Source organism: Burkholderia orbicola (assembly GCF_900100915.1).
GTDB lineage: Bacteria > Pseudomonadota > Gammaproteobacteria > Burkholderiales > Burkholderiaceae > Burkholderia > Burkholderia orbicola.
Genome location: NZ_FNKW01000003.1, coordinates 93655 through 114123, shown reverse-complemented (window position 1 = coordinate 114123; position 20469 = coordinate 93655). Strand labels below are relative to the sequence as shown.

General features: G+C 68.9%; 18 protein-coding genes. 7 read left to right on the top strand and 11 right to left on the bottom strand.

Annotation, left to right across the window (positions count from 1 at the left end):
* Positions 1-81 precede the first annotated feature (81 nt).
* Positions 82-1506, bottom strand: a complete 1425-nt coding sequence (locus BLS50_RS30380; RefSeq protein WP_011545632.1) for an aminotransferase-like domain-containing protein — start codon at positions 1504-1506, stop codon at positions 82-84.
* Positions 1507-2193: 687 nt separating this feature from the next.
* Between BLS50_RS30380 and BLS50_RS30375 the strand changes: the two genes are divergently transcribed.
* Entirely contained in the window at positions 2194-2628 is a 435-nt protein-coding gene (locus BLS50_RS30375) for a hypothetical protein (protein ID WP_249191905.1), read from the top strand.
* A gap of 10 nt (positions 2629-2638) precedes the next feature.
* On the opposite strand, the gene BLS50_RS30370 is transcribed toward BLS50_RS30375, so the two are convergent.
* Positions 2639-4051: an aminotransferase-like domain-containing protein gene (locus BLS50_RS30370; protein WP_074807060.1), complete on the bottom strand. Its 1413-nt coding sequence runs from the start codon at positions 4049-4051 to the stop codon at positions 2639-2641.
* A gap of 231 nt (positions 4052-4282) precedes the next feature.
* Between BLS50_RS30370 and BLS50_RS30365 the strand changes: the two genes are divergently transcribed.
* Both BLS50_RS30365 and BLS50_RS30360 read left to right on the top strand, forming a co-directional pair.
* A complete protein-coding gene (locus BLS50_RS30365; protein WP_074807058.1) occupies positions 4283-5512 on the top strand; it encodes an NAD(P)/FAD-dependent oxidoreductase in 1230 nt (409 codons plus the stop codon).
* Positions 5513-5547: 35 nt separating this feature from the next.
* Positions 5548-6699: a branched-chain amino acid ABC transporter substrate-binding protein gene (locus BLS50_RS30360; protein ID WP_074807055.1), complete on the top strand. Its 1152-nt coding sequence runs from the start codon at positions 5548-5550 to the stop codon at positions 6697-6699.
* Between the two features lie 31 nt (positions 6700-6730).
* Here BLS50_RS30360 and BLS50_RS30355 read toward each other — a convergent pair whose 3' ends face one another.
* The 5 genes from BLS50_RS30355 to BLS50_RS30335 form a co-directional block, all read right to left on the bottom strand.
* Entirely contained in the window at positions 6731-7645 is a 915-nt protein-coding gene (locus BLS50_RS30355) for a hypothetical protein (protein ID WP_011545636.1), read from the bottom strand.
* Positions 7646-7734: 89 nt separating this feature from the next.
* On the bottom strand, positions 7735-8058 hold the full coding sequence (locus tag BLS50_RS30350; RefSeq protein WP_074807052.1) for a TfoX/Sxy family protein: 324 nt from the start codon (positions 8056-8058) through the stop codon (positions 7735-7737).
* Positions 8059-8114: 56 nt separating this feature from the next.
* A complete protein-coding gene (locus tag BLS50_RS30345) occupies positions 8115-9851 on the bottom strand; it encodes a site-specific integrase (RefSeq protein WP_074807049.1) in 1737 nt (578 codons plus the stop codon).
* 185 nt (positions 9852-10036) lie between these two features.
* Positions 10037-10228, bottom strand: coding sequence for a DUF2964 family protein (locus BLS50_RS30340; protein ID WP_074808621.1), 192 nt, complete (start codon positions 10226-10228; stop codon positions 10037-10039).
* Between the two features lie 13 nt (positions 10229-10241).
* The gene (locus tag BLS50_RS30335; protein ID WP_074807046.1) at positions 10242-10721 is read right to left on the bottom strand and encodes a universal stress protein; all 480 of its coding nucleotides are present in this window, start codon (positions 10719-10721) and stop codon (positions 10242-10244) included.
* A 305-nt stretch (positions 10722-11026) separates the two neighbouring features.
* Here BLS50_RS30335 and BLS50_RS30330 point away from each other — a divergent pair, with 305 nt between their 5' ends.
* Together BLS50_RS30330 and BLS50_RS30325 are read left to right on the top strand one after the other, a co-directional pair.
* The gene (locus tag BLS50_RS30330; protein ID WP_011545641.1) at positions 11027-11788 is read left to right on the top strand and encodes a 2-keto-4-pentenoate hydratase; all 762 of its coding nucleotides are present in this window, start codon (positions 11027-11029) and stop codon (positions 11786-11788) included.
* Positions 11789-11819: 31 nt separating this feature from the next.
* On the top strand, positions 11820-13232 hold the full coding sequence (locus BLS50_RS30325) for a 3-deoxy-D-arabino-heptulosonate 7-phosphate synthase (RefSeq protein WP_074807043.1): 1413 nt from the start codon (positions 11820-11822) through the stop codon (positions 13230-13232).
* A gap of 44 nt (positions 13233-13276) precedes the next feature.
* Here BLS50_RS30325 and BLS50_RS30320 read toward each other — a convergent pair whose 3' ends face one another.
* The 3 genes from BLS50_RS30320 to BLS50_RS30310 all read right to left on the bottom strand — a co-directional run bounded on the left by BLS50_RS30320 (position 13277) and on the right by BLS50_RS30310 (position 16360).
* On the bottom strand, positions 13277-14329 hold the full coding sequence (locus BLS50_RS30320) for an AraC family transcriptional regulator (protein WP_074807039.1): 1053 nt from the start codon (positions 14327-14329) through the stop codon (positions 13277-13279).
* Positions 14330-14476: 147 nt separating this feature from the next.
* Positions 14477-14803, bottom strand: coding sequence for a hypothetical protein (locus BLS50_RS30315; protein ID WP_006481339.1), 327 nt, complete (start codon positions 14801-14803; stop codon positions 14477-14479).
* A gap of 33 nt (positions 14804-14836) precedes the next feature.
* Positions 14837-16360 (bottom strand): hypothetical protein, encoded by a 1524-nt coding sequence (locus tag BLS50_RS30310; RefSeq protein WP_074807036.1) that lies wholly within the window; start codon positions 16358-16360, stop codon positions 14837-14839.
* Positions 16361-16809: 449 nt separating this feature from the next.
* On the opposite strand from BLS50_RS30310, the gene BLS50_RS30305 reads away from it, so the two are divergent.
* Positions 16810-18978, top strand: coding sequence for an NACHT domain-containing protein (locus tag BLS50_RS30305; RefSeq protein WP_074807032.1), 2169 nt, complete (start codon positions 16810-16812; stop codon positions 18976-18978).
* 7 nt (positions 18979-18985) lie between these two features.
* Positions 18986-19693, top strand: coding sequence for a DUF3142 domain-containing protein (locus BLS50_RS30300; RefSeq protein WP_074807028.1), 708 nt, complete (start codon positions 18986-18988; stop codon positions 19691-19693).
* A 48-nt stretch (positions 19694-19741) separates the two neighbouring features.
* On the opposite strand, the gene BLS50_RS30295 is transcribed toward BLS50_RS30300, so the two are convergent.
* Positions 19742-20392, bottom strand: a complete 651-nt coding sequence (locus tag BLS50_RS30295) for a LysE family translocator (RefSeq protein WP_074807025.1) — start codon at positions 20390-20392, stop codon at positions 19742-19744.
* Positions 20393-20469 lie beyond the last annotated feature (77 nt).

Sequence of the window (20469 nt, the reverse complement as noted above, 5' to 3'; positions counted from 1 at the left end):
CCACGGAAATCCACGAGGAACCAAAACAAAGCCGGCGCGAGGGCAGCTTCGTCATCGGCGCGCAACGTACCGTGCGCCCGTTCACCGCATGCACGCCGCGGCCAGCTTCCCGACCGTGATCACCGCCTGCTCGATCTCCGGCGACCACGGGCTGCTGTAGTTCAACCGGATGAAGTTCCGGTAGTTGTCGGTGATCGAGAACATGTAGCCCGGCCCGATCGTGATCCCCTGCTCCAGCGCGAGCTGATACAACCGCATCGCATCGACCTGCGCGGGCAGCTCTACCCACAACACGTACCCGCCCGCCGGGCTCGAAATGCGCGTGCCCTCGGGAAAGAACCGCGACACCATCGCACGCATCAGGTTCGCCTGCTGCGCGTACGCCTTGCGCAAGCGCCGCAGGTGATGCTCGTAGCCGTCGCGTTCCAGAAACTCCGCGATCGCCAACTGCGGCAATGACGGCGTCGCCAGCGTATTCAGGAACTTCAACTTCTCGACCTGATCGCGATAGCGGCCCGGCAACGCCCAGCCGATCCGGTACGCGGCGGTCAGGCTCTTCGAGAACGACGAACAATGCAGCACGATCCCGGTCCGGTCGTAGGACTTCAGCGAACTCGGATGCGTATCGCCGAAATACAGTTCGTTATACACACCGTTCTCGATGATCGGTATGCCGGCCTTCGTTGCGAACTCAACCAGTTCGCGCTTGCGCTCGTCCGGCATCTGGAAGCCAAGCGGATTCTGGAAGTTCGGCATCACCATGCACGCGGCGATCGGCTGCGACTTCGCGATCGCGGCCAGCGCCGCGATGTCGATTCCGTATTCCGGATGCGTCGCCACCTCGATCGCCTTCATCCCCATCCGCTCGATCGCATGCAGCATCGCGTAGAACGTCGGCGACTCCACCGCGATCGTGTCGCCCGGCTTCGCCACCGCCTGCAGGCACAGGTTGATCGCCTCCGTCGCGCCGACCGTCACGATGATCTCGTTCGGGTCCACCGACATCCCGTTCTCCAGGTAGCGGCGCGCGATCTGCCGGATCAGCCGCGGATGGCCCGGCGGCAGCCCGTCGGTCACGCCCCACAGCGACTTGTCGCGACCGGCCGCATACGCGTAGCGGTTCAGCTTCTCGAACGGAAACAGGCTCGGGTCTGGATACGGCGAGCCGAGCGGCACCGCGTCGTCCGTGCCGATCGAGCGCAGCGTCGACAGCACGAGCCGGCTCACGTCCACCGACGACGAGATCGCGATCGGCTTCGACGGCCGCAGCTCGCGCACCGGCGCATGGCCGTCGTCACGCCGCAGGTTCACGAAATAGCCCGACTGCGGCCGGCTTTCGAGCAGCCCGCGGCTTTCCAGCAGCAGATACGCATGCAGCACGGTCGTAATGCTGATCCGGTGCTGCTGGCTCGCCTGCCGCACCGACGGAATCCGGTCGCCGTGCCGGTACACACCCTGGCGGATCAGCCGCTCGATGTCGTCCGCGAGTTTTTCATAGAGTTTCATCGCGCGTCTCCTGCCGGCGCGCGCCGCGCCGCCGCCGCCCCGCCGTGTGCGCCCGATACGCACGCGTTGCACGTGTTTCGCCCGCCGACCGGGCCGTCGTGATTCCTGATCTTTCCCTCCGGTTTTGCCTTTTCCATCGCACTGGCTCTCTCTTGAAGATGCACCGGCAGGGTTCCGGAACAGCTGGATCTGCGGCACTGTGCACTTGATGATCGAATCTTAAGAGAAGAACAGTTGGGGCCGAGTACACACATCGAGCCTGCGGACAAGAGTACAGTGCGGCGCGAATCGCGCATTCCGGGAAAACTGTACGTCTTATGAAATGGCCGGACGGCCGGTTGGCCAGTGGGCCGGCACAGCGCGGCCGGATCGGCCCGGGACGTCCGCCGCACGGGCCTTCGTGCGGTCGGGACCAATAGGGGCGCAATACTGGTTTTCGTGGTGAGCGCCCCCACCGTGCGGTACACGATCGAATCTGTAGCCGGCGTCGGCGGTGCGATGCACGCCGTCCGATCAGTACAGAAGTAATCGCGCCAGAACGACGCAACCGACCAGAAGTGCACACCTGTCTGATCGCGCCCTCGTTGATCTGCTCGTCGCAAGACTGACCGACACGACTGCCAGCGCGCGCTTCACCGGCACCGCGCGCGCGGGGCGCCGCTGCCGATCGGCGAACCCGATCCGGTCGTGTTCCCGGAAGTCGCGCGTGTGGCCGATCTGCTCGTCAGCGTGGCCGCGTTCGCGCTCAACGACGATGCCACCCGCACGACGGACCCGGCCCGTCAGCACGATATCGGTACGGAACGCGGGGACCGCCTGAACCGGTTGTCGGACTTGCCGTTGGGCGTGATGGCGCGACATCGCAGGCAGGTGCTGTCGCTCGTATTCGCCGAACCGGTTGCGCAAGGGAGGATCACGATCGACGAACGCCACGTGCGCGCCGGCGCGTGGTCGGTGCATTGCGCGACCGGCCGCGTGACGCGCGACGGCGAGCCTGCCGAACCGGCGATCGCGCCGCCGCCGCCGCCGCCGCCGTCGCCGCTGCGCGCGGTGCCGAGGCTGCCTTATGACGAAGCGCTGCTGCAGCGGATCGTCGACGTCGTCGCGGGGTGGCTCGACTGAGCCGGCGCCGTCAGATCGAACCGAACAGCGCGCGCGGCCGGTCCTTCAGCGTGCCGGACAGGATGCGCAGCCCGTTGACGAGTTCGTCGCGGGTGGCCGGGCACGCGAGGTTGATGCGCACGCCATGCTCGAGTTCCGCGCGGTCGACCGCGAAAGTCGACGACGGCATCACGATCACGCCGCGCGCTTTCGCATTCGCGGCGAAGTCGTCGGCCCGCCACGGCGGCGGCAGCTGCAGCCACACGAACATGCAGGCGGGATCGGCCTTCAGCTGCCCGGCCGGCAGCAGTTCCCGCGCGAGATCGACGCGTGCGCGAATCTCCGCGAGTTGCGCGGCCATGATCCGTTCGGCGGTGCCGTCCTCGATCCATACCGTCGCGATCAGCATCGACGTGGGCGCCGGCATCCATGCGGTAGTGCGCACGGCTTCCGCGCACAGCGCGACGCTGTCGCGCGGGCAGCTCAGGTAGCCGAGGCGCAGCCCCGGCGCGAGGATCTTCGACGTCGCGCCGATATGGAACGTCAGCTCCGGGCACAGCCCCGCGATCGCCGGCAGCCGGTCGCGCACGAGCGGGCCGTACACGTCGTCCTCGATGATCGTCACGTGATGGCGCCGCGCGATGTCGACGAGCGCCATCCGGCGCGCGAGGCTCATCGTCGTCACGGTGGGGTTCTGCAGGTTCGGCACGACGAAGATCGCCTTGACCGGCATGCGCTGGCAGATCCGTTCGATCTCGTCGGGCAGCAGGCCGTCGTCGTCGGCCGGCGCGCTGACGATCTCGAACTGGAACACCGGCGCGAGCGCCTTGAGCCCGTAATACGTGAGGCGGTCGGCGACGATCACGCCGTCGGTGCCGATCAGGCTGTTGAGCACCGCATACAGCCCGTGCTGCGCGCCGCTCGTGACGACCACCTGGTCGGGCGACGGCGCGAAGCCCGGCGCGGCCAGCCACTGCGCGCCGGCCGCACGCGCCCAGTCGGGGCCTTGCGGCGGCTGGTATTCCTGCAGCGCGGCGAAGCGCGGGTCGTTCGGCAGCGTGGCGAAGGTCTGCGCGAGGCGCGCGAGAAATTCGCCGGTCGCCGGGCGGTTCACGGTCAGGTCGATCACGCCGTTGCCCGCCGCAAGCGATGCGCGGGCCGGCTCGATGCTCGGCATCGCGCCGCCGGTGACGAGCGAGCCGCGACGCTTGCTGCCGATCACGAGGCCGCGCAACTGCAATTCCTTGTACGCACGCGACACCGTCGACACGTTGATGCCGAGTTCGGTCGCAAGCTGGCGCTGCGGCGGCAGGCGGCTGCCGGGCGGATACATGCCGTTGCGGATTTCCGCCTCGATCGAGCTCGATACCTCGACGTAGGTCGGCCGCTTCGCCGGTGCCGGCAGGCCGCCATCGCGCTCGCCGGAAAGTTTGTCTGATGCCATCTGTCGCCTATGACCACACAAAAAGCGTTTGTCTGCCGTTTTGGCTTGCCCCGCGATTGTATAGGACCTCCCCGCCCCGTCAATCATTCCTCGAAAAGTCTGCTGAATCAGCGAGTTGAAATCGGGTAAACGCCAGCACCACACAATATTATTTTGATTGCACACAAAAATTTACTGTGTGATTCTTGATCGCAACTTTGTGTGAATCATCTCCTCCGGAGGGGAAGCGTCATGGCGAACGTCGCCATCGTGGGTGCAGGCTTCATCGGGCTCAGCGCGGCGGCATGGCTGCAACGCGACGGGCATCGCGTGACGCTGTTCGATCCGGCCGGCGTCGGCCAGGGCGCGTCGTTCGGCAATGCCGCGACGTTCGCGCCGTACGGTTGCGTGCCGGTGAACGGCCCGTCGGTGTTCCGCGACCTGCCGCACTTCCTGTTCGCCGCCGACAGCCCGCTGCGCATCCGCTGGCCGTATCTGCTGCACGGCGCGCCCTGGCTCGCACGCTTCCTGCTCGCGTCGACGCCCGCGCGCCACGCACGCAGCGCGAGTGCGCTGGCCGCGCTGCTGTCGCGCGCCGCCGACGGCTATGCGCCGCTGCTCGCGCCGTCGCGGCTCGCGGCGTTCGTGCGGCCGCGCGAATGCCTGTACCTGTACGCGCGGCAGGCGTCGTTCGACGCCGCGCAGCCGTCGCTCGCGCTGCGGCGCCGGCTCGGCGTGCCGTTCGAGACGCTCGATGCACCCGCGATCCGCCGGCTCGAGCCCGCGCTCGCGCCGATCTTCTCGCGCGGCGTGCTGTTCGCGGGCAGCTGGCATTTCTCCGATCCGCACGGGTTTCTCGGCGAGCTGTTCGCCCAGCTCGCCGCCGCCGGCGCGACGCTCGAACGCGCGCGGGTCGAACGGATCGCCCCGGCCAGCGACAGCGTGAACGTGCACGCGGGCGGCACGGTGCGCGCGTTCGATCACGTCGTCATCGCCGCGGGCGCCCGTTCGCGTGAATTCGCGGCCGCGTGCGGCGATGCGGTGCCGCTCGATACCGAGCGCGGCTATCACGTGCAGTTCGGCGCGCACGAGCCGATCGTCACGCGGCCGGTCGGCTGGGCCGAGCGCGGCTTCTACATGACGCCGCTCCACGAAGGGCTGCGCGCGGCCGGCACCGTCGAGCTCGGCGGCTTCGACGCGCCGATGAATCCGTCGCTGGTCGCATTGCTCACGCGCTCCGCGCGCGAAGCCGTGCCGTCGCTCGGCACGCCGACGCGCAGCTGGCTCGGGTTCCGGCCGACGCTGCCCGACGGCGTGCCCGTCATCGGCCGCGCACGCGACAGCGCGCGCGTGATCCACGCATTCGGTCATCAGCATCTCGGCGTGACGCTCGCCGGCATCACCGGGCAGATCGTCGCCGACCTCGTCGCCCAGCGCGCCCCACCGCTGGACCTCACGCCATACCGGGCCGCGCGATTCTGACGCGCGCCACGATTTCCACCCCAAGGAGAAGCATCATGAATCGTCGTTACTGGCTGGCTTGGCTGGCCGTCTGCTCGATCGGCACGGTCGCGGCGTCCGCGCAGGCCGCGGACCCGGAAACCGTCAAGATCGGCTTCGCCGGCCCGCTGACGGGGCCGGTCGCGCGCGTCGGCAAGGATCTGCAATACGGCGCGCAGCTCGCCCTCGACGAGGAAAACGCGAAGCATCCGACCATCGGCGGCAAACCGGTGCGCTTCGTGCTCGACGTCCAGGACGACCAGGCCGATCCGCGCATCGCGATCCAGGTCGCGCAGAAGCTCGTCGACGACGGCGTGGTCGGCGTGATCGGCCACTACAACTCCGGCTGCAGCATTCCGGCGTCGGCCGTCTACAAGCAGGCGAACGTCGCGATGATCACGCCCGGCTCGACCAATCCGCAACTGACGATGCAGGGCTTCAGGAACGTGTTCCGCACGATGGGGCACGACGGTGTCGGCGGCGTGGTGGCCGGCCGCTTCGCGGTCGAGCAGCTGAAGGCGAAGCGGATCGGCATCATCGACGATCGCACCGCGTTCGGCCAGGGTCTCGCCGACGCGTTCGAGAAGGGCGTGAAGGACGCGCACGGCAGCATCGTCGGCCGCGAATACACGAACGACAAGGCCGTCGATTTCCGCGGCATCCTGACGACGATGAAGAGCAACAACATCGACCTGCTGTTCTTCGGCGGGCTCGACGAACAGGGCGCGATGCTCGTCAAGCAGATGCGCTCGCTCGGCATCCGCGCGCAACTGTTCGGCGCCGGCGCATTGAAAAGCAACGCGTTCCTGAAGATCGCCGGCAACGCGGGCGAAGGCACGCAGGATCTGGAGCCCGGCCCGGCGCTCGACAAGCTGCCGTCGGCCGTCGCGTTCGCGCAGCGCTACAAGGCGCGCTTCAACCAGGATGTCGAACTGTATGCGCCGTTCGCGTACGACGCCGCGCTCGCGATGATCGCGGCGGTCCGCAAGGCCGACTCGCCCGATCGCGGCAAGATCGTCGCGAGCCTGCCCGGCGTGTCGGTCACCGGCGTGACCGGCAAGATCTCGTTCGACGAGCGCGGCGACCTGGTCAAGCCGCCGTACACGCTGTTCCGCGTCGAACAGGGGCAATGGCACAGCATTCGCACGGTCGGCGGCGCGTCGAACTGAGCGACGCCGGGCAGCAGGCCGCAGGCGACGCCTATCGCGCCGTCTGCTGCCGCTGCACCTCCTGCGCTTTCATCTGCAGATACGCACCGCGCTCCACTTCGTGCAGTTGCTGCGGATACTGCTCGGTCGCGTCGAACCAGCGCGCGAGGCGCTGGTCGACCGGCTTGTCGAGCGTCGCGAGATACGTGTCGATCGCGAGGTAGTAGCGCATCGTGTTGCGCTCCAGCAGCCCGCGCACGCCGCCGACGTACTGCGGCTGCGCGGCCGCGCCGACGTTCGTGAACCCGACCTTGTCGCTGCCGACCGTCGCGAGGTAGGTCTTCATCGCCATCCGGCCGACCGTGCCGAAGCCATACGAATACGTGAGATGCAGGAACGTGCGCGACGCGCCGACCGGCACGGCCTCCAGCGCGATCCGGTAATCCTTCGTACCCATCGGGCCGCTGTCGGCGGTCAGGTCCACCTGGAAATAGTCGGGCGTCGCGGCCGCCACGCGATAGCGGAACTGCACGCGATAGGTGTCCGACAGCTTCTGCTCGATCTTGCGGCCGAGGTTCACGTCGAGCACCGGGCCGTTGCCGCCGCTCGACGCGTGACAGTACTTCGTGTTCAGGTGCAGGATCAGCACCGCGCACCAGTTCGCGGGGCCTTGCGCGGGATCGTTGAGCTGGCCGTTCACGACCGCGAACGGATAATCGACGACCGCGTAGATATCGCCCTTCAGCGACGACGACGCTTCCGACGATTCGAGGACCACCGGCCGGTGAAACGCGTTGTCCTTCAATTGCGCGCCGAGGCTGCGGTAGCGCTCGAGCAGCGCGGCCGCGCCGTTCGCGCCCTCTGCGCCGAACGACAGCGCGCTCCAGCCCACGCACAGGGTCGCGACGAGCGCGTGCCAGACGCGGCGCGCATGCCGCGTGCCGCGTGAAGGTCCGGATGTCTCCATGTGTTTACTCCGTGGCGCACGATGGTCGCGCGCATGTGTCACAGAATACGCCTGCCGCTGCGGGCGTGACGTCGCATGCAGCATGATCGTCATCGGCCGCGCTTCACCGGCAGCGGCAATTGCGCGGCGGTGAGCCGGATCAGCGTCGCGAGCCACTCGCGATCGTCCCAGCGATCGCCGGCGATGACGAGATGCGGCTTCGCGTTCGGATACGGCGGGGCTTCGTCGCACGCGCCGAGATACGCGCGGCATTCGGGCGTCGGCTTGACGAACAGCCGGTCGTCGCAGACGAGCGCGACCATCCTGCCGTCGCAATAGATACCGTATTCGCCGAACATCTTGCGCGCCGATACCGTACCGGCCGCCGCGATCTGCTCGACGATGAAATCGACCGTGCGCTGGCTCGATGCCATGCGAATCTCCGGGATCGAAACATCGTCTGACCCGCGTCGACGCCGCGCCGTTCAACTCATTTGTCGATACCGAACGCGCTCGACATCTGCCGCGCCCGCTTCACGTCGTCGCCATGCAGATAGATCGACGTCGTCGAGATCGATGCATGCCGCAGGTTGTCGCGCACCGTCGTCAGCTCCGCGCCGCGCGCCAGCGCGTGGGTCGCATGCGTATGCCGCATCCAGTGCGGGCTCGCCTGGCGCAGCTTGTGCGCGAGCGCCGGGTGGTCGGCTTCGACGGCGTCGGCCGTCTGCGCGAAGAAACGCTGCATTACCTTCCACAGCCGCACGCTCGTGATCGCGGCCGCGTCGTCTTCCGCGACGCGCGGAATCAGCGGCGTATCGGGCCGCCAGCGCGCCGGCGTGACCGGCAACCGGCGCGCGACCAGATAGCGATCGAGCGCCGTGCGCGCCAGCGGCGGCAGCGCGACGCGGGCCGCCTTGCTGCCCTTGCCGATCACCTTCAGCCACGCGTCGCCGTGCGCATCCGTCTCGATGTCGCCGAGCGTCGCACCGACCAGTTCGCTCGCGCGCAGCCCGGTCGCATAGCCGAAATCGAGAATGAAGCGCAGCCGTTGCGCGGCGGCCGGCGTCCAGCCCGACTGCGGCGCGCCGTCGGCCGTGCGCTTGCCGAACTCTAGCCCGTCGGCGATCGTGCGGACCAGCAGCCACTCGCCTTCGGTGAACGCGTGCGACGTGTCGAGCGCGGTCGCGCCGCGCGTGTCGCGCACCTTCACGCCCGCGAACGGATTCGCGAGCAGGTAGCGCTGCTCGATCAGCCAGCGGAACAGCGCGCCGAGCACCGACAGCGTGTACGCCGCCGACCGCGCGGACAACGCCCCGGAGAACGGCCGCCAGTCGGGCGCACCGCGCGGCCGCACGGGCCCGACCCAGCGCTCGTGCGGCGTCGGCCGCCGGATGAACGCGCGATACGCGAGCGCGTCCTCGGTCGTCAGCGACGACAGCGCGCGGCCGCGCTCGACGATCGCCCACAGGATCAGCCGCTCGGCCTCCTTCCGGTACGCGCGCCGCGTCGCGGCCGATTCGTGCAGCGACAGCCACGCGTGCACGGCCGCGTAATCGTTGTCCGCGTCGAGCGTGCTGGTCGCGCGCGGCGCGCGGAACGTGCCGGCCGAGCCGTCGACTTCGTGCGGCAGCTTCAGGTGTTCCCACGGCACGATGCTGCCGCGCGGCGTCGCGGCGATCAGCGCGCGCGCCCGTTCGGTCAGGTCCGGATGCGCGGCGAAGAATGCCTCGACGCGCCGCGCGCTGGCCATGCCGAGGCCCGCGATCGCGCGCCACCACTGGCGCCGGCGCGGAATCCGCACCGTCAGGTCGGCGAGCGTCGTGATCCCGTGCGCACGCAGTGCCACGACCGTGCGTGCCGGCAGCCACAGGCCGACGTCGTCGCTGATCTGCGGCACCGGCGCGCGCGCATGGCGCAGCAGGCCGATCGCGTCGGTGGCCGCCTTCGCCTCTCGCAAACGCTCACCGTCCGCGTGGCCGAGCCGTTCCGCGAGGTCGGGGCGACCGACCTGCCGCGCGACGCGCACGAGGCGACGGCGAATCGCGCCGATCACGCCGCGTGCCGACCGCCCGCCGCCGAGCCGGTCGGGCAGGTAGCGTTCGACGGCCTGGCGCACGGTCATACCCGCGTACCACGCACGCAGCGCGGCCAGTTCGTCGGCGTCGGGAAAGCCTGCGTGCGCAGGCGCGGCATCGGAGGAAGGCGGTGAAGCGAGGCGCGGTTTCATGGGCGCCAGTTTGACAGAAGCGCCGAGCGGCCGGCAACGTCGAAGCGGCCGATATCCTATCGGGCAGGACGGTACGAAGACGCCGGCGACGGCAAGCGACCACGCGCAATCCCGGCGGCGCAACGGCGGTCGCCGGTCGTCGCGAAACCGACGCCCGACTTGCGCCACCACGTCGCCCGCCCGCGTCACTCCTCGCCTTTCGGCCCCGGGTTCAGCATCACGACGAAGCCGGCGACGCCGACGATCAACGCGATGGCGCCGCCGCGCAGCGCCGGCGCGGCATCGAACAGCAGGCCCGTCACGACGGCCATCATCCCGGCGAGCGACACGAACACGGCGAGCGCCGCGACGACGATCCGGTACTGGCGGCGTATCATCGCGCGCGCCGCGTCATGCCGTGGCCGCGGCGGCCGACTCGTCGGCATCGTCGCCGCGAATCAGCAGCACCGGGCACTTCGAGCCGCGCACGAAACGCTCGGCGACGCTGCCGAGCAGCACGCGCCGGATGCCGCGCCGCCCGTGCGTGCCGACCACCGCGAGATCGATCCCGCGCTCCTTCACGTAGCGTTGCAGGCGTTCCGCGATGTCCTCGCCGATGCTCTCGGTCTCGACGAGTTCGGCTTCGCCCTTCGCGCCGGCCAGCGCGATGATCTGTTCGGCTTCGCGCAGCACCTTGCGCCCGTCGTCGCGAATTTCCTCGACGAGCGCGTGTGGATCGAGACGGCCGGCGTACGTGAACAGCACCGACTTGTCGACCACATACACGACGCTGACGTGCGTATCGCCCGCCAGCGCCACCTTCACGGCTTCGGCAAGCGCCTGTTTCGACGAAGCGCTGCCGTCGACCGCCACCATGATCTTCTCGTACATGCGAACCTCGCTGGGGTGAGTTTTTGCATGGCCGCGCGCTCTGTTATGCGCGGCCATGTCTCCATCATCGGCCGGCGGCGGGTTCGGATATTGATAGCGGTCAAGCCCGGCGGCGGCCGCGCGTGCGGCAAAACGGCGCAACGGGAAGGGAAAAACTCGCGTTTTCAGCACGGCCGCGAGCCGGGCCGGCAATGCGGGCGCCGATGCCCTTTCGAGCGGCCATCGCGCCGAAGGCGCTATCATCGACCATGCGACTTTCGTCCGGCCCTTTTTTGCCGGCCCCACTTTCAATTCGCTCAACCGACATGACAACGACTACCGAACGCGTGGACGGCGCCGCCCAGCATCTCGTCGCCGCCCGCCATGCCGGCTCGCCCGGCCCGCTGCTGCCCGATGCGCTGCGCCCCGACGACATCGAAACCGCGCTCGCGATCCAGCAGCGCGTCGCCGACCTGCTCGGCGAACCCGTCGGCGGCTGGAAATGCGCGCTGCCGCCGCCCGATCGCGTGATCCTCGCGCCGATCTTCGCGTCGACGATCCGCGAAGCCGATGCGCCGTACCGCGTCGTCGGCGGGCCGATCGTGCGGATCGAACCGGAAATCGCGTTCGTGCTCGATCGTGATCTGCCGGCACGCGAGCAGCCGTATGACGAAGGCGACGTGCGCGCCGCGATCCGCGAAGTGCGCATCGTGCTCGAAGTCCTCGGCTGCCGCTATGCGGAGCCGGCGCGCGCGTCGAAGTTCGAGCTGCTGGCCGACGGGCAATTCAACCAGGGGCTGTGCGTCGGCCCGGTCGTGCCCGACGGATTGAACGTGCCGCTCGAGACGCTGGCGCTGTCGTTCGAAGGCGCGCTGAACCGCACGATCGACGGCCGCCATCCGGACGGCGATCCGCTCAAGCCGCTGGTGTGGCTCGTCAATTTCCTCGCATCGCGCGGCGACGCGGTGCGCGCCGGCCAGATCGTGACGACGGGCTCGTACGCGGGCGCGATCGAGGTGCCGCTCGGCGACGTGCTGACGGTGCGCTTCGGCGAACTCGGCAGCCTGTCGGTGACGTTGACGGCGTAACGGTTCACGTCTCTTTCACGCCCAACCCGCCATGTCGCTGACACCGCTTCCCGCCCTGCTCGACACCACCCTGCGCACCGTCGCGCGACGTTACCGGCTGCCGCCGCTCGAGCGCGCGTCGTCGCTGACCGACGCGACGCACCCGGCCACCGCGCTGGCGATCGTGATCGAGGAAGCGCGCAGGATGCGGGCGGAGGGCCACGCGCCCGACGCGGATTTGCGGCAGCGCTTCATCGATGCGCTCGCGCGGATGATCCGCGACGCGATGGACCCGTCATCCGGCGATCCGTCGTTTCAGGCATCGGTGCTGCGCCACGATGCGCCGAACGTGCGTGAATACGCATCGTTGTCCGCGCACGCGGAGCAGGACCGGCGTGCGCTCTACTCGGCCGTCAATGCGATCGCGCATCCGGCCAAGCTCGAGCGCAGCGCACTGGCATGGCAACGCGACGGGCTCGCACGCCTGCATGCGGCCGCGACCGGAGCGGCGTGGGCCGAGCTGCATGCGGCGCTCGCGCACCTGCTCGCGCTGCCCGAGATGGCGACCGACGCGGGGTTCGAGCAGGACATCGTCAGGCTCAAGGACAGCCCGGCGCTCGAACGCATGCTGCGCCTCGATGCGCTGGCCGCGGACGCGGACGTCCGTCGCTACCGCGCGCTGTGGGTCCGTCAGGGGCCGCTCGTCGGCAGCACGGTCGCCGTCGCGCAGGGCGCCGCGTCCCAGCAGCGCGGCGCGGCCGTCGAGGCGCTGGCGGCCCAGGCGCTCGACGCACTGGCGCGCAGGCTCGACGCGGTGGACGAGGAGCGCACTTATCGCGTGGTCACGTCGATGCGCGTGCCTTCGTCGATCCCGGGCCGGCACGACCGCGCGAAAACCGAATGGGACGCGATCCTGCTCGAACGCGCGCGCGGCAGCGACCCGGCGGCCGCATGGAACGTGCGCTTCCTGGTCGAAGCGAAGGCCTCCGCGGACGCGGCGACGACCGATCTGCCGCGCCTGCTGCGCGGCCTGAACCTGCTCGCGCAGGCCGCGCCCGACGCGGTCTATGCATTCGAGACGCATCAGGGCACGGTGCACGTGCATGGCGCATCGCTGCATGCATTGACGACCGACGAAGCGGCGCTGCCACGCGAAGTGCTGTATTGCTGCGATGCGTCCGCGGACACGACGCCGCGCCTGCTGGGCGCCGCAAGCCGGATGCAGTTGCTGTCCGCGCAGGCGAGCCTCGAATACGCGAGCGCGCTCGCGCAACGGCCGGATGCCGATCCGGACGGCCTCGGCGTCATCTGGCACGCGCTGCTGACCCTGCCGCAGTGGCAAGCCGTGCTGCATCAGTACCCGTCGTTGCGGCAGGTCCGCGAACTGATGGTGGCCATCGACGACTTGCGCGCCGCGCTCGACGAGATGGACGATGGAGGCATCGCCAGCAGCGTCTGTGCGTGATGCGCTAGCGCGCGTTCACCGTGCGATGCTCACGCGCGGCCCGCTCAGTTGGTGAGCACCCCGAACGGCAGCGTCCATCCCGCCAGCCGGCCGCCGTCGCCCCAGCGCGCATCGGCCGCACCGCACGGCAGCAGGATCGGCGCGGCCGCGCACTCGAGCGTCTCCTTCGGCGTGTGGCCGAATTCCGCCTTGAACAGCCGGTGAAAATATTTCTCGTCGGGAAAGCCGTGCGCCCACGCGATTTCCGCGATGCGCTGATGCCGGCGCTGCGGATCGCCGAGCACGTGATACGCGTGACGCAAGCGCCGCCGCGTGATCTGCCGCATCACGCCGCCCTCTTCCTTGAACAACTGATAGAGCCGCGCCCGCGACACGCCGATGTCGCGGCAGATCCGTTCGGGCGTGAGGTCCGGCTCCAGCAAATGCAGGTCGATGTAGCGACGCACGCGATCGACCAGCGCATGGTCGATCGGGCCGCGCGCGTCGTTCAACGCCTGCGCGCTCGGCGACACCGCCGCGGCCAGCAGCAACAGCATCGACTGGACGATGCTCGGCACGTCCTGCATGCGCAGGTTCGGCAGGTTGCGGAACAGCGACAACATCTGGTCGGCGACCAGCCGGCCCACGCCGCTCGTCAGCGTCTGGCCGTGCGCCTGGGCTGCATGGGCCGGCAGCAGATAGCGGGGCACGACGAGGCTGATCACGTCGCCGGCCTCGACCTTGCAGTCGTTGATCTGCGCGACGTCGTAGACGAACAGGTCGCCGGCGCCCTTGATCAATGCGGGCCCGCCGGTATGGCTCGCCAGCCGGCCGCCGAGCAGCAGCGTGAAGCGGATCGAATCCTGCCCGTCGAGCCGGATTCGCCGCGGCGTGCGGCGGACCGTATAGGTCGGCGCGCGCGAGTGCCAGTGCCGGCCGGACAAGATCAGCGGGCCGAGCGCCGCGCCGGTTGCTTCCGCGTCGCACGGGTCGTGGCCGCCGTCGTCGTCGAGCCAGTAGTCGCACAGCATGTCCTTGACCCAGACGTGGAACCGGTCCGGCTCGGGATAGTCGGTCGTGCGGAACCTGAAAACAGGGACAAATGCGGCTTGATCCATGACAGTTTTTTATCGAACCGGCGGGTCAGGAAAGAATCGGTTCGTCAATTATCGGACCAAACTGCGTCGGCGCAAGGCCCACGCGGTGCATCGTCCCCCAAGCGATCGACCGACGCCCGACGCCGGGCGTGGTCGTCATCGCGGCCATCACCGTTGCGGATGGCATTCCCAGTTGTTGTACGTCGGCCGATCGATCGGCGTGAGCCCCGGAATCATGAACACCGTACAGCCGAAACGCCGCCCCTTGCCGGTCGTCGCGTCGTAACTCACCTTCTGGCCGCCCAGTCCGTCCTTCTTCCCGTACTGGACGTTGGCGATCGTGATCTCGTCCGACGACGCGAGCCCGAGCGTCTTCGCGGTCGACGTCTGGACGTCGACCATGTTCATCTGCGTCGAGCCGCACGCGGCGAGCACGAGGCCGGCGACGGTGACGGCCAGCGCGGTCCGGGCGGTGCAATACAAGGTTTGCTTCATGGTTTCTCCTTCGATTTCCCCAATGCGAGGCGTTTACGTGCCCGGCGTATAAAAACTGGCCTGGATCTGGCTGCCGATCGTCGCGACATACGATTGCCAGAGCAGCGCCATCGCCCCCGTCGCGTTGACGGCCAGCGCGGGCCACGACGCGCTCTGCGGCGCCACCGTCGACGCGCTCCACGCGCCCTTCCGGTAGCTGGCCACGATGACGGCCGACGCACCCGGCAAACCGGTGTCCTGCCACGCAGCCGTCACGTTGCCTCCGGCATCGACCACGAGCGGCGGGTACTGAAGTGCGGCGCCGTTCAGGTGTTCCGTCAGCCGCTGCAACGGCCCCCAGTTGCCGCTGGCATCGGACACGCTCACCTGCAGCGCCGCGCCGCCTTCCGCCCACATCGCGGCGGCCACGCCGTTTTCGTTGACGGCCAGCATCGGCGTCGCGATGAACCCGGTCGGCTCGACGATCGCGGGTGCGACCGGTTGCGACGGCTGCCACCCGGTGCCGGACACATAGCGTTGCGACATCGTGGTGGTAGTGATGTGCCCGCCCGTCACGTCGAGCTGCCCCCAGAGCAGCGTGATGTTGCCCTTCGCGTCCATGCCGGCCACCGGCGAGATGATCGTCGTGAACAGGCTCGTGTTCGACACGGCCTGGTTGACGTCGGTCCAGCCGTTGGCGGCGTCGTACGTGGCCGTCCACAGCGCCGAGTGCGTATGGTTGGTCTGCCGCCACGCGAGCACGGCCCGGCCGGACGACAGCACCGAGATCATCGGCCCCACGTTGTCGGTGTCGCCGGTCACCGCACCCGGCCCGGTCTGCACCGGCATCTGGATCAGCGCCGTCGGCGACCACTGTCCGGACTGCGTGTAACGCGTCCATGCGATACGCGTGTCGAGCAGGCTGATCGACTGGGTCCACGCGACGAGCGCATTGCCCTGGCCGTCGATCCCGGCCGAATAGGTCGACCCCGTCACGTCCGGCGCGACTTCGAACGCCGCGCCCCAGCCGCCGGCCGGGCTGTACGGGCGCGCCCACAGCGCATACGTGTTCGGGCCCGGCATCCATTCGGTCCAGAACGCGACGGCCTGCCCGCTCGCGTTGCCGACCACGCGCGACGGGCTCGAACTCGTCGTGTTCATCGAATGCGAGCCGTCGCCCGTGTCGAGCCGCGTCGCGGTGCCCCAGCCCGAACCTGCGGCATAGCGCGCGCCCCACATCTCGTTGCCGTTCGCGCCGGTCGGGCCGTTGGTCATCCAGGTGGCGAGCGCATTGCCGCTCGCGTCGATCGTCACGCTGGGGGCGCCCTCCGGCCCCTTGCCGTCCACCGCGGCGGCCGTCGACCAGCCGGCCTGCGGCTGCGCGGTGCCGCCGCCGGTCGGGCTGCCGTTCGACCCGCCGCTCGTTCCGCCCCCGGGCGACGTCGAGCCGGACGGCGAACCGGGATTCGTCGGCGTCGACGACGATGACGACGCGCCGCCGTTCGGCGCGACATCGTCGCCGCCGCATGCGGTCAGCGCGAGCGCGGCCGCCATGACCATCCATGTAATGGGTTTCATCGGAATCCTCTTGTTTTCATTGTCCGGCGCACGCTTGTCTGCCGTTGGCCGACACGACGTATTGTGTCGCCCTTAAAATTGTTAAGTAATGCTACTGAACAGGCATGTAAAACGGCATCCGTTCGCCTCCCTCTCATGATCGATTCCGTCGCGCGGATCGATGCGAACGCCGCTTTCGGCAGACCTCCCCGTCGTGCAGTGCGGCCCCCGTCAGGTCGTCTATCGTCGGACGTCCGCCGCTGCCGGCTGCATCTTAATTCAAGCGATCCGGATTCAAGGTGGCGTTGCGTCCACACTGAGTGGATTTCCGTTTCGCGGAGCCGGCCCGCGGGGCGGCTGGCGGCCCTGCGCACCGCCGGCCGTCACGCCCCGTGAGGTACGATACGCGCCGGGGCAAAACACCCCCTGAGAGAACGGGCCGTCGCGGCCCCCTACCCGGCACAAGAAAAATGCGAAGAAACCCGACGCTGAACCGAAACCTGTTCGCCGCGCTGGCGGCCAGCCTGCTCTGGACGCCCGCCGCCCATGCCAGCGGAGACGACGGCTGCTACGTGCCGAACACGCTCCGGCAGACCTCCTACTCGTGCGGCAACGTGCCGATGCTGACGCCCGCCAACGACACGCGCATCAACGCGATGCTGATGATGGTCGACAGCGCCAAGGTCGCGCAGGTGTTTCCGGACCCGAAGACCATCCCGGCGAAAGACCGGATCAACCAGATCGTCGTGCCGTTCCCGATGGATTTCTCCGGATGGATCTACATCGGCCAGAAGGAGCCCGACAAGACCGGCGGCGCAGCGGATGCCGATGCGTCGTCGAACCGGTATGCCGACGGCGAAGGCAGCATCTGCCGCAGCATGAGCGCGGGCGCGGACGCGTTCAACGCCGCGCTGGGCGGCGCCGGCGGGCTGCCCGCCGACGAAGCCGCGCGCCTGCGCGCGGCGCGCGCCGACATCGCGCAGAAGACCTGTGCCGCGGGCGGCGCGAGCGCCGCGTGGACGAAGCCGCCGGTCAAGTCGCCGCTCGGCCAGCAGTTCGCCGCGTACCTCGACGGCACGAACGCGTTCTACCGCGCCGACTTCCTCACCGCGACCCGCGCGTTCGCAAACGCCTCGCACAGCGCGGACCCGTGGCTGAAGGAAACCGGCCTCTACATGGCCGGCCGCGCGCAGTTGAACGCCGCGCAGGCCAACGTATTCGACAACGACAGCCCGACGCCGACGCGCGCACGCGTGACGAAAGTGTCGCTCGACGCGGCGAACACGGTGTTCCGGACCTACCTGAAGGTGTATCCGAAGGGACGCTATGCGGTGTCCGCGAGCGGGCTGTTGCGACGGGTCGCGTGGCTCGGCGGGAACGTCACGCAGCAGGCCGACCTGTACGGCCATGCGCTCGCGCGCTGGTCGCCGGCGACGTCGAACGTGCCGCTGATGCAACTGGCGAACGAACTCGACAGCAAGCTGCTGTTCGGCTCCGAATTCGACGCCAGCCAGATCCAGTCGCCGACCGTGCTCGCCACCGTCGACCTGCTGCGCATGCGCGCGTCGGACAGCAGCGATGCGAGCCGCAAGCCGATGACGCTGGACGAGTTGCAGGCGCAGAAGCCGCGCTTCGCGAACGCGCCCGCGCTGTACGACTACCTGCTCGCGACCTGGTACGTGCAGATCGGGCACAAGCCGGACGCCGCCCTCGACCTGCTGCCGCAAACGCCCGCCGCGCCACTCGACTACTTCGGGCTGAGCCAGCAGGCGCTGCGCGGGTTCGCACTGGAGGACAGCGGCCAGAACGACAAGGCCCGCCAGCTGTGGCGCGACCTGATCCCGCTCGCCACGTTCCGCTTCCAGCGCGAAATGCTGGAACTCGCGCTCGCGATCAACCTGGAGCAGGCCGGGCTCGTCAACGACGTGTTCGCCGACGATTCGCTCGTGCGGAACGTCGCGATCCGCGCGGTGCTGCTGCAGCGCGCGGCCAATGCCGAGCTGCTGCGCGCGCAGGCGCAGAATCAGGCGACGAGCGGCGCGCTGCGCGACACCGCGCTGTACACGCTGCTGTACAAGGAGCTCACGCGTTCGCACTACGCGGATTTCATCGCCGATACCGCACTGGTGCCCGGCGCGCCCGCCGATCCGTTGAAGCCGTTCGTCGCAGCCGCCGCGAAAAACGAGGACGGCTACACGTGCCTGTCGGCGCGCGACATCGCCGCGACGCTGCAGCAGAATCCCGCCGATCCGAAAGGGCTGAACTGCCTCGCCGATTTCGTGCGCCTTCATCCGCCCGCGTACGGCCTCGAAACCGATCCGGTGCCGCCGTGGGTCCGCAACGCGTCGAGCACGGCCGCCACGCGCGTGCCGCCGACGCTCGGCGCGGCGCCGTCGCAGTTCGCGGGCAAGCCGTACGAACGGATGTCGAGCTACGTGACGGTGATGGCCGACACGCAGGCGAACCCGAACGACCGCGCGTACGCGTTCTATCGCGCGATCAAGTGCTACGCGCCGGGCGGCTCCAACGAATGCGGCGGCAAGGAGGTGCCAAAGAGCACGCGCAAGCGCTGGTTCGACACGCTGAAGACCGCCTATCCGGGTAGCCCGTGGGCGCAGAAGCTTCGCTACTACTGGTAAGCGCCGCATGAAGCGCATCGCGTGCGTCGCGCTGCTGCTGGCCGCGCGCGTCGCGCTGGGCGGCACCGTCGACGCCGCGCGGTACGACGCATTCTGGCTCTGGGCCGGCGTGAAGCCGCAGGCGGTCGTGCACGGTGCGCGCATCGTCTACGTGCTGCAAGGGCAGATCGAAGCGTCGCCGCGGGACGAGTCGCAGGTGCGCGTGATCGCGCAGGGCGTCGCGCTGCCGCCCGCGCCCGACGCGCGCGTGTGGCTCGTCTATCGTGCGCATACGCTGCGCTGGACCCCGCGCGTCACGCAGATCATGCTCGCGCAGCTCGCACGCTGGCGTGCGTCGGGCCGCACGATCGCCGGCATCCAGATCGACTTCGATGCGGGCACGCGCCACCTGCAGGATTACCTCGGATTCCTGCGCACGCTGCGCGAAACCTTGCCCGCCGATTGCCGGCTCAGCATCACGGGGCTGCTCGACTGGAGCAGCCGCATCGATACCGACCAGGTCAACCAGCTCAAGGGCATCGTCGACGAGGTGGTCGTGCAGACCTATCAGGGCCGCCGCACGATCCCCGACTACGCGGCCTATCTGCCGCGCGTCGCGCGGCTGCAACTGCCGTTTCGCATCGGCGTGATCCAGGGCGGCGAGTGGGACGCGCCGCCGTATCTCGCGTCGAATCCGTGGTTCCGCGGCTACGTCGTGTTCCTGCGCAACGATTAGCGGGCGCCAACGCGGCGCCAACGAAGCGTAACGCCCATCGCCGACACGCTACGCGACACCCGCGATCGTGCCGCCGAGCCCGGCGAGCGCAATCGCGAGCAGCGCAAGCGCCGACGACGCCACGATCCACCGCTGCTTCCGATGAATCGCCGGATGGTTGATCGCGGCCATGTAGCCGGTCATGATCGTGAAATCGACCGCGATCCACAACGCGGCGAGGATCGCGAGGCTCACGCGCGAATCGGGCGTGATGCCGACGAACTGCGGAAAGAACGCGACGAAGAACAGCAGATCCTTCGGATTCGCGATGCCGACGAGGAAGCCGCGCACGACGCCGGGCAACCCGCGCGGCCGTGACGCCGGTTCGCCCGCCGCCGTGCCGTCGCCACTGCGCCCGCGACCGGCGCGCCATTCGCCGACCAGCGTCCGGATCGCGAGCACCGCGATGAACAGGCAACCCGCGACGTGCAGCCCCACAAGCAAGCGAGCGCTGACCATCACGACGCCGAACACCATCAGCATCGCGCCCGCGATCAGCACGAGGCTCGCCGCATTCGCGCCCACCGCAGTCAGCACGCCTTGACGGAACCCGCGCCGCGCAACCGTGCCGGTGACAAGCATGACGACCGGGCCGGGCGTCGCGATGAGCAGCACGATCGCGGCCAGATAGGCAAACAGCAGCGGGTAATGGAGTGTCATGACAAAAAGTTGTTCGATGAGTCGGCAGGCGTGCCCGTCACGGTGGCATCATGGGGGCCACGACGTGGCGAAAAACA

Coding starts and splice junctions, on each gene's coding strand:
- BLS50_RS30305 (WP_074807032.1), top strand. CDS start 16,810: ATGCGAAGAAACCCGACGCTGAACCGAAACCTGTTCGCCGCGCTGGCG.
- BLS50_RS30355 (WP_011545636.1), bottom strand. CDS start 7,645: ATGGAGACATCCGGACCTTCACGCGGCACGCGGCATGCGCGCCGCGTC.
- BLS50_RS30345 (WP_074807049.1), bottom strand. CDS start 9,851: ATGAAACCGCGCCTCGCTTCACCGCCTTCCTCCGATGCCGCGCCTGCG.
- BLS50_RS30320 (WP_074807039.1), bottom strand. CDS start 14,329: ATGGATCAAGCCGCATTTGTCCCTGTTTTCAGGTTCCGCACGACCGAC.
- BLS50_RS30370 (WP_074807060.1), bottom strand. CDS start 4,051: ATGGCATCAGACAAACTTTCCGGCGAGCGCGATGGCGGCCTGCCGGCA.
- BLS50_RS30295 (WP_074807025.1), bottom strand. CDS start 20,392: ATGACACTCCATTACCCGCTGCTGTTTGCCTATCTGGCCGCGATCGTG.
- BLS50_RS30310 (WP_074807036.1), bottom strand. CDS start 16,360: ATGAAACCCATTACATGGATGGTCATGGCGGCCGCGCTCGCGCTGACC.
- BLS50_RS30325 (WP_074807043.1), top strand. CDS start 11,820: ATGTCGCTGACACCGCTTCCCGCCCTGCTCGACACCACCCTGCGCACC.
- BLS50_RS30330 (WP_011545641.1), top strand. CDS start 11,027: ATGACAACGACTACCGAACGCGTGGACGGCGCCGCCCAGCATCTCGTC.
- BLS50_RS30300 (WP_074807028.1), top strand. CDS start 18,986: ATGAAGCGCATCGCGTGCGTCGCGCTGCTGCTGGCCGCGCGCGTCGCG.
- BLS50_RS30365 (WP_074807058.1), top strand. CDS start 4,283: ATGGCGAACGTCGCCATCGTGGGTGCAGGCTTCATCGGGCTCAGCGCG.
- BLS50_RS30380 (WP_011545632.1), bottom strand. CDS start 1,506: ATGAAACTCTATGAAAAACTCGCGGACGACATCGAGCGGCTGATCCGC.
- BLS50_RS30360 (WP_074807055.1), top strand. CDS start 5,548: ATGAATCGTCGTTACTGGCTGGCTTGGCTGGCCGTCTGCTCGATCGGC.
- BLS50_RS30315 (WP_006481339.1), bottom strand. CDS start 14,803: ATGAAGCAAACCTTGTATTGCACCGCCCGGACCGCGCTGGCCGTCACC.
- BLS50_RS30350 (WP_074807052.1), bottom strand. CDS start 8,058: ATGGCATCGAGCCAGCGCACGGTCGATTTCATCGTCGAGCAGATCGCG.
- BLS50_RS30335 (WP_074807046.1), bottom strand. CDS start 10,721: ATGTACGAGAAGATCATGGTGGCGGTCGACGGCAGCGCTTCGTCGAAA.
- BLS50_RS30340 (WP_074808621.1), bottom strand. CDS start 10,228: ATGATACGCCGCCAGTACCGGATCGTCGTCGCGGCGCTCGCCGTGTTC.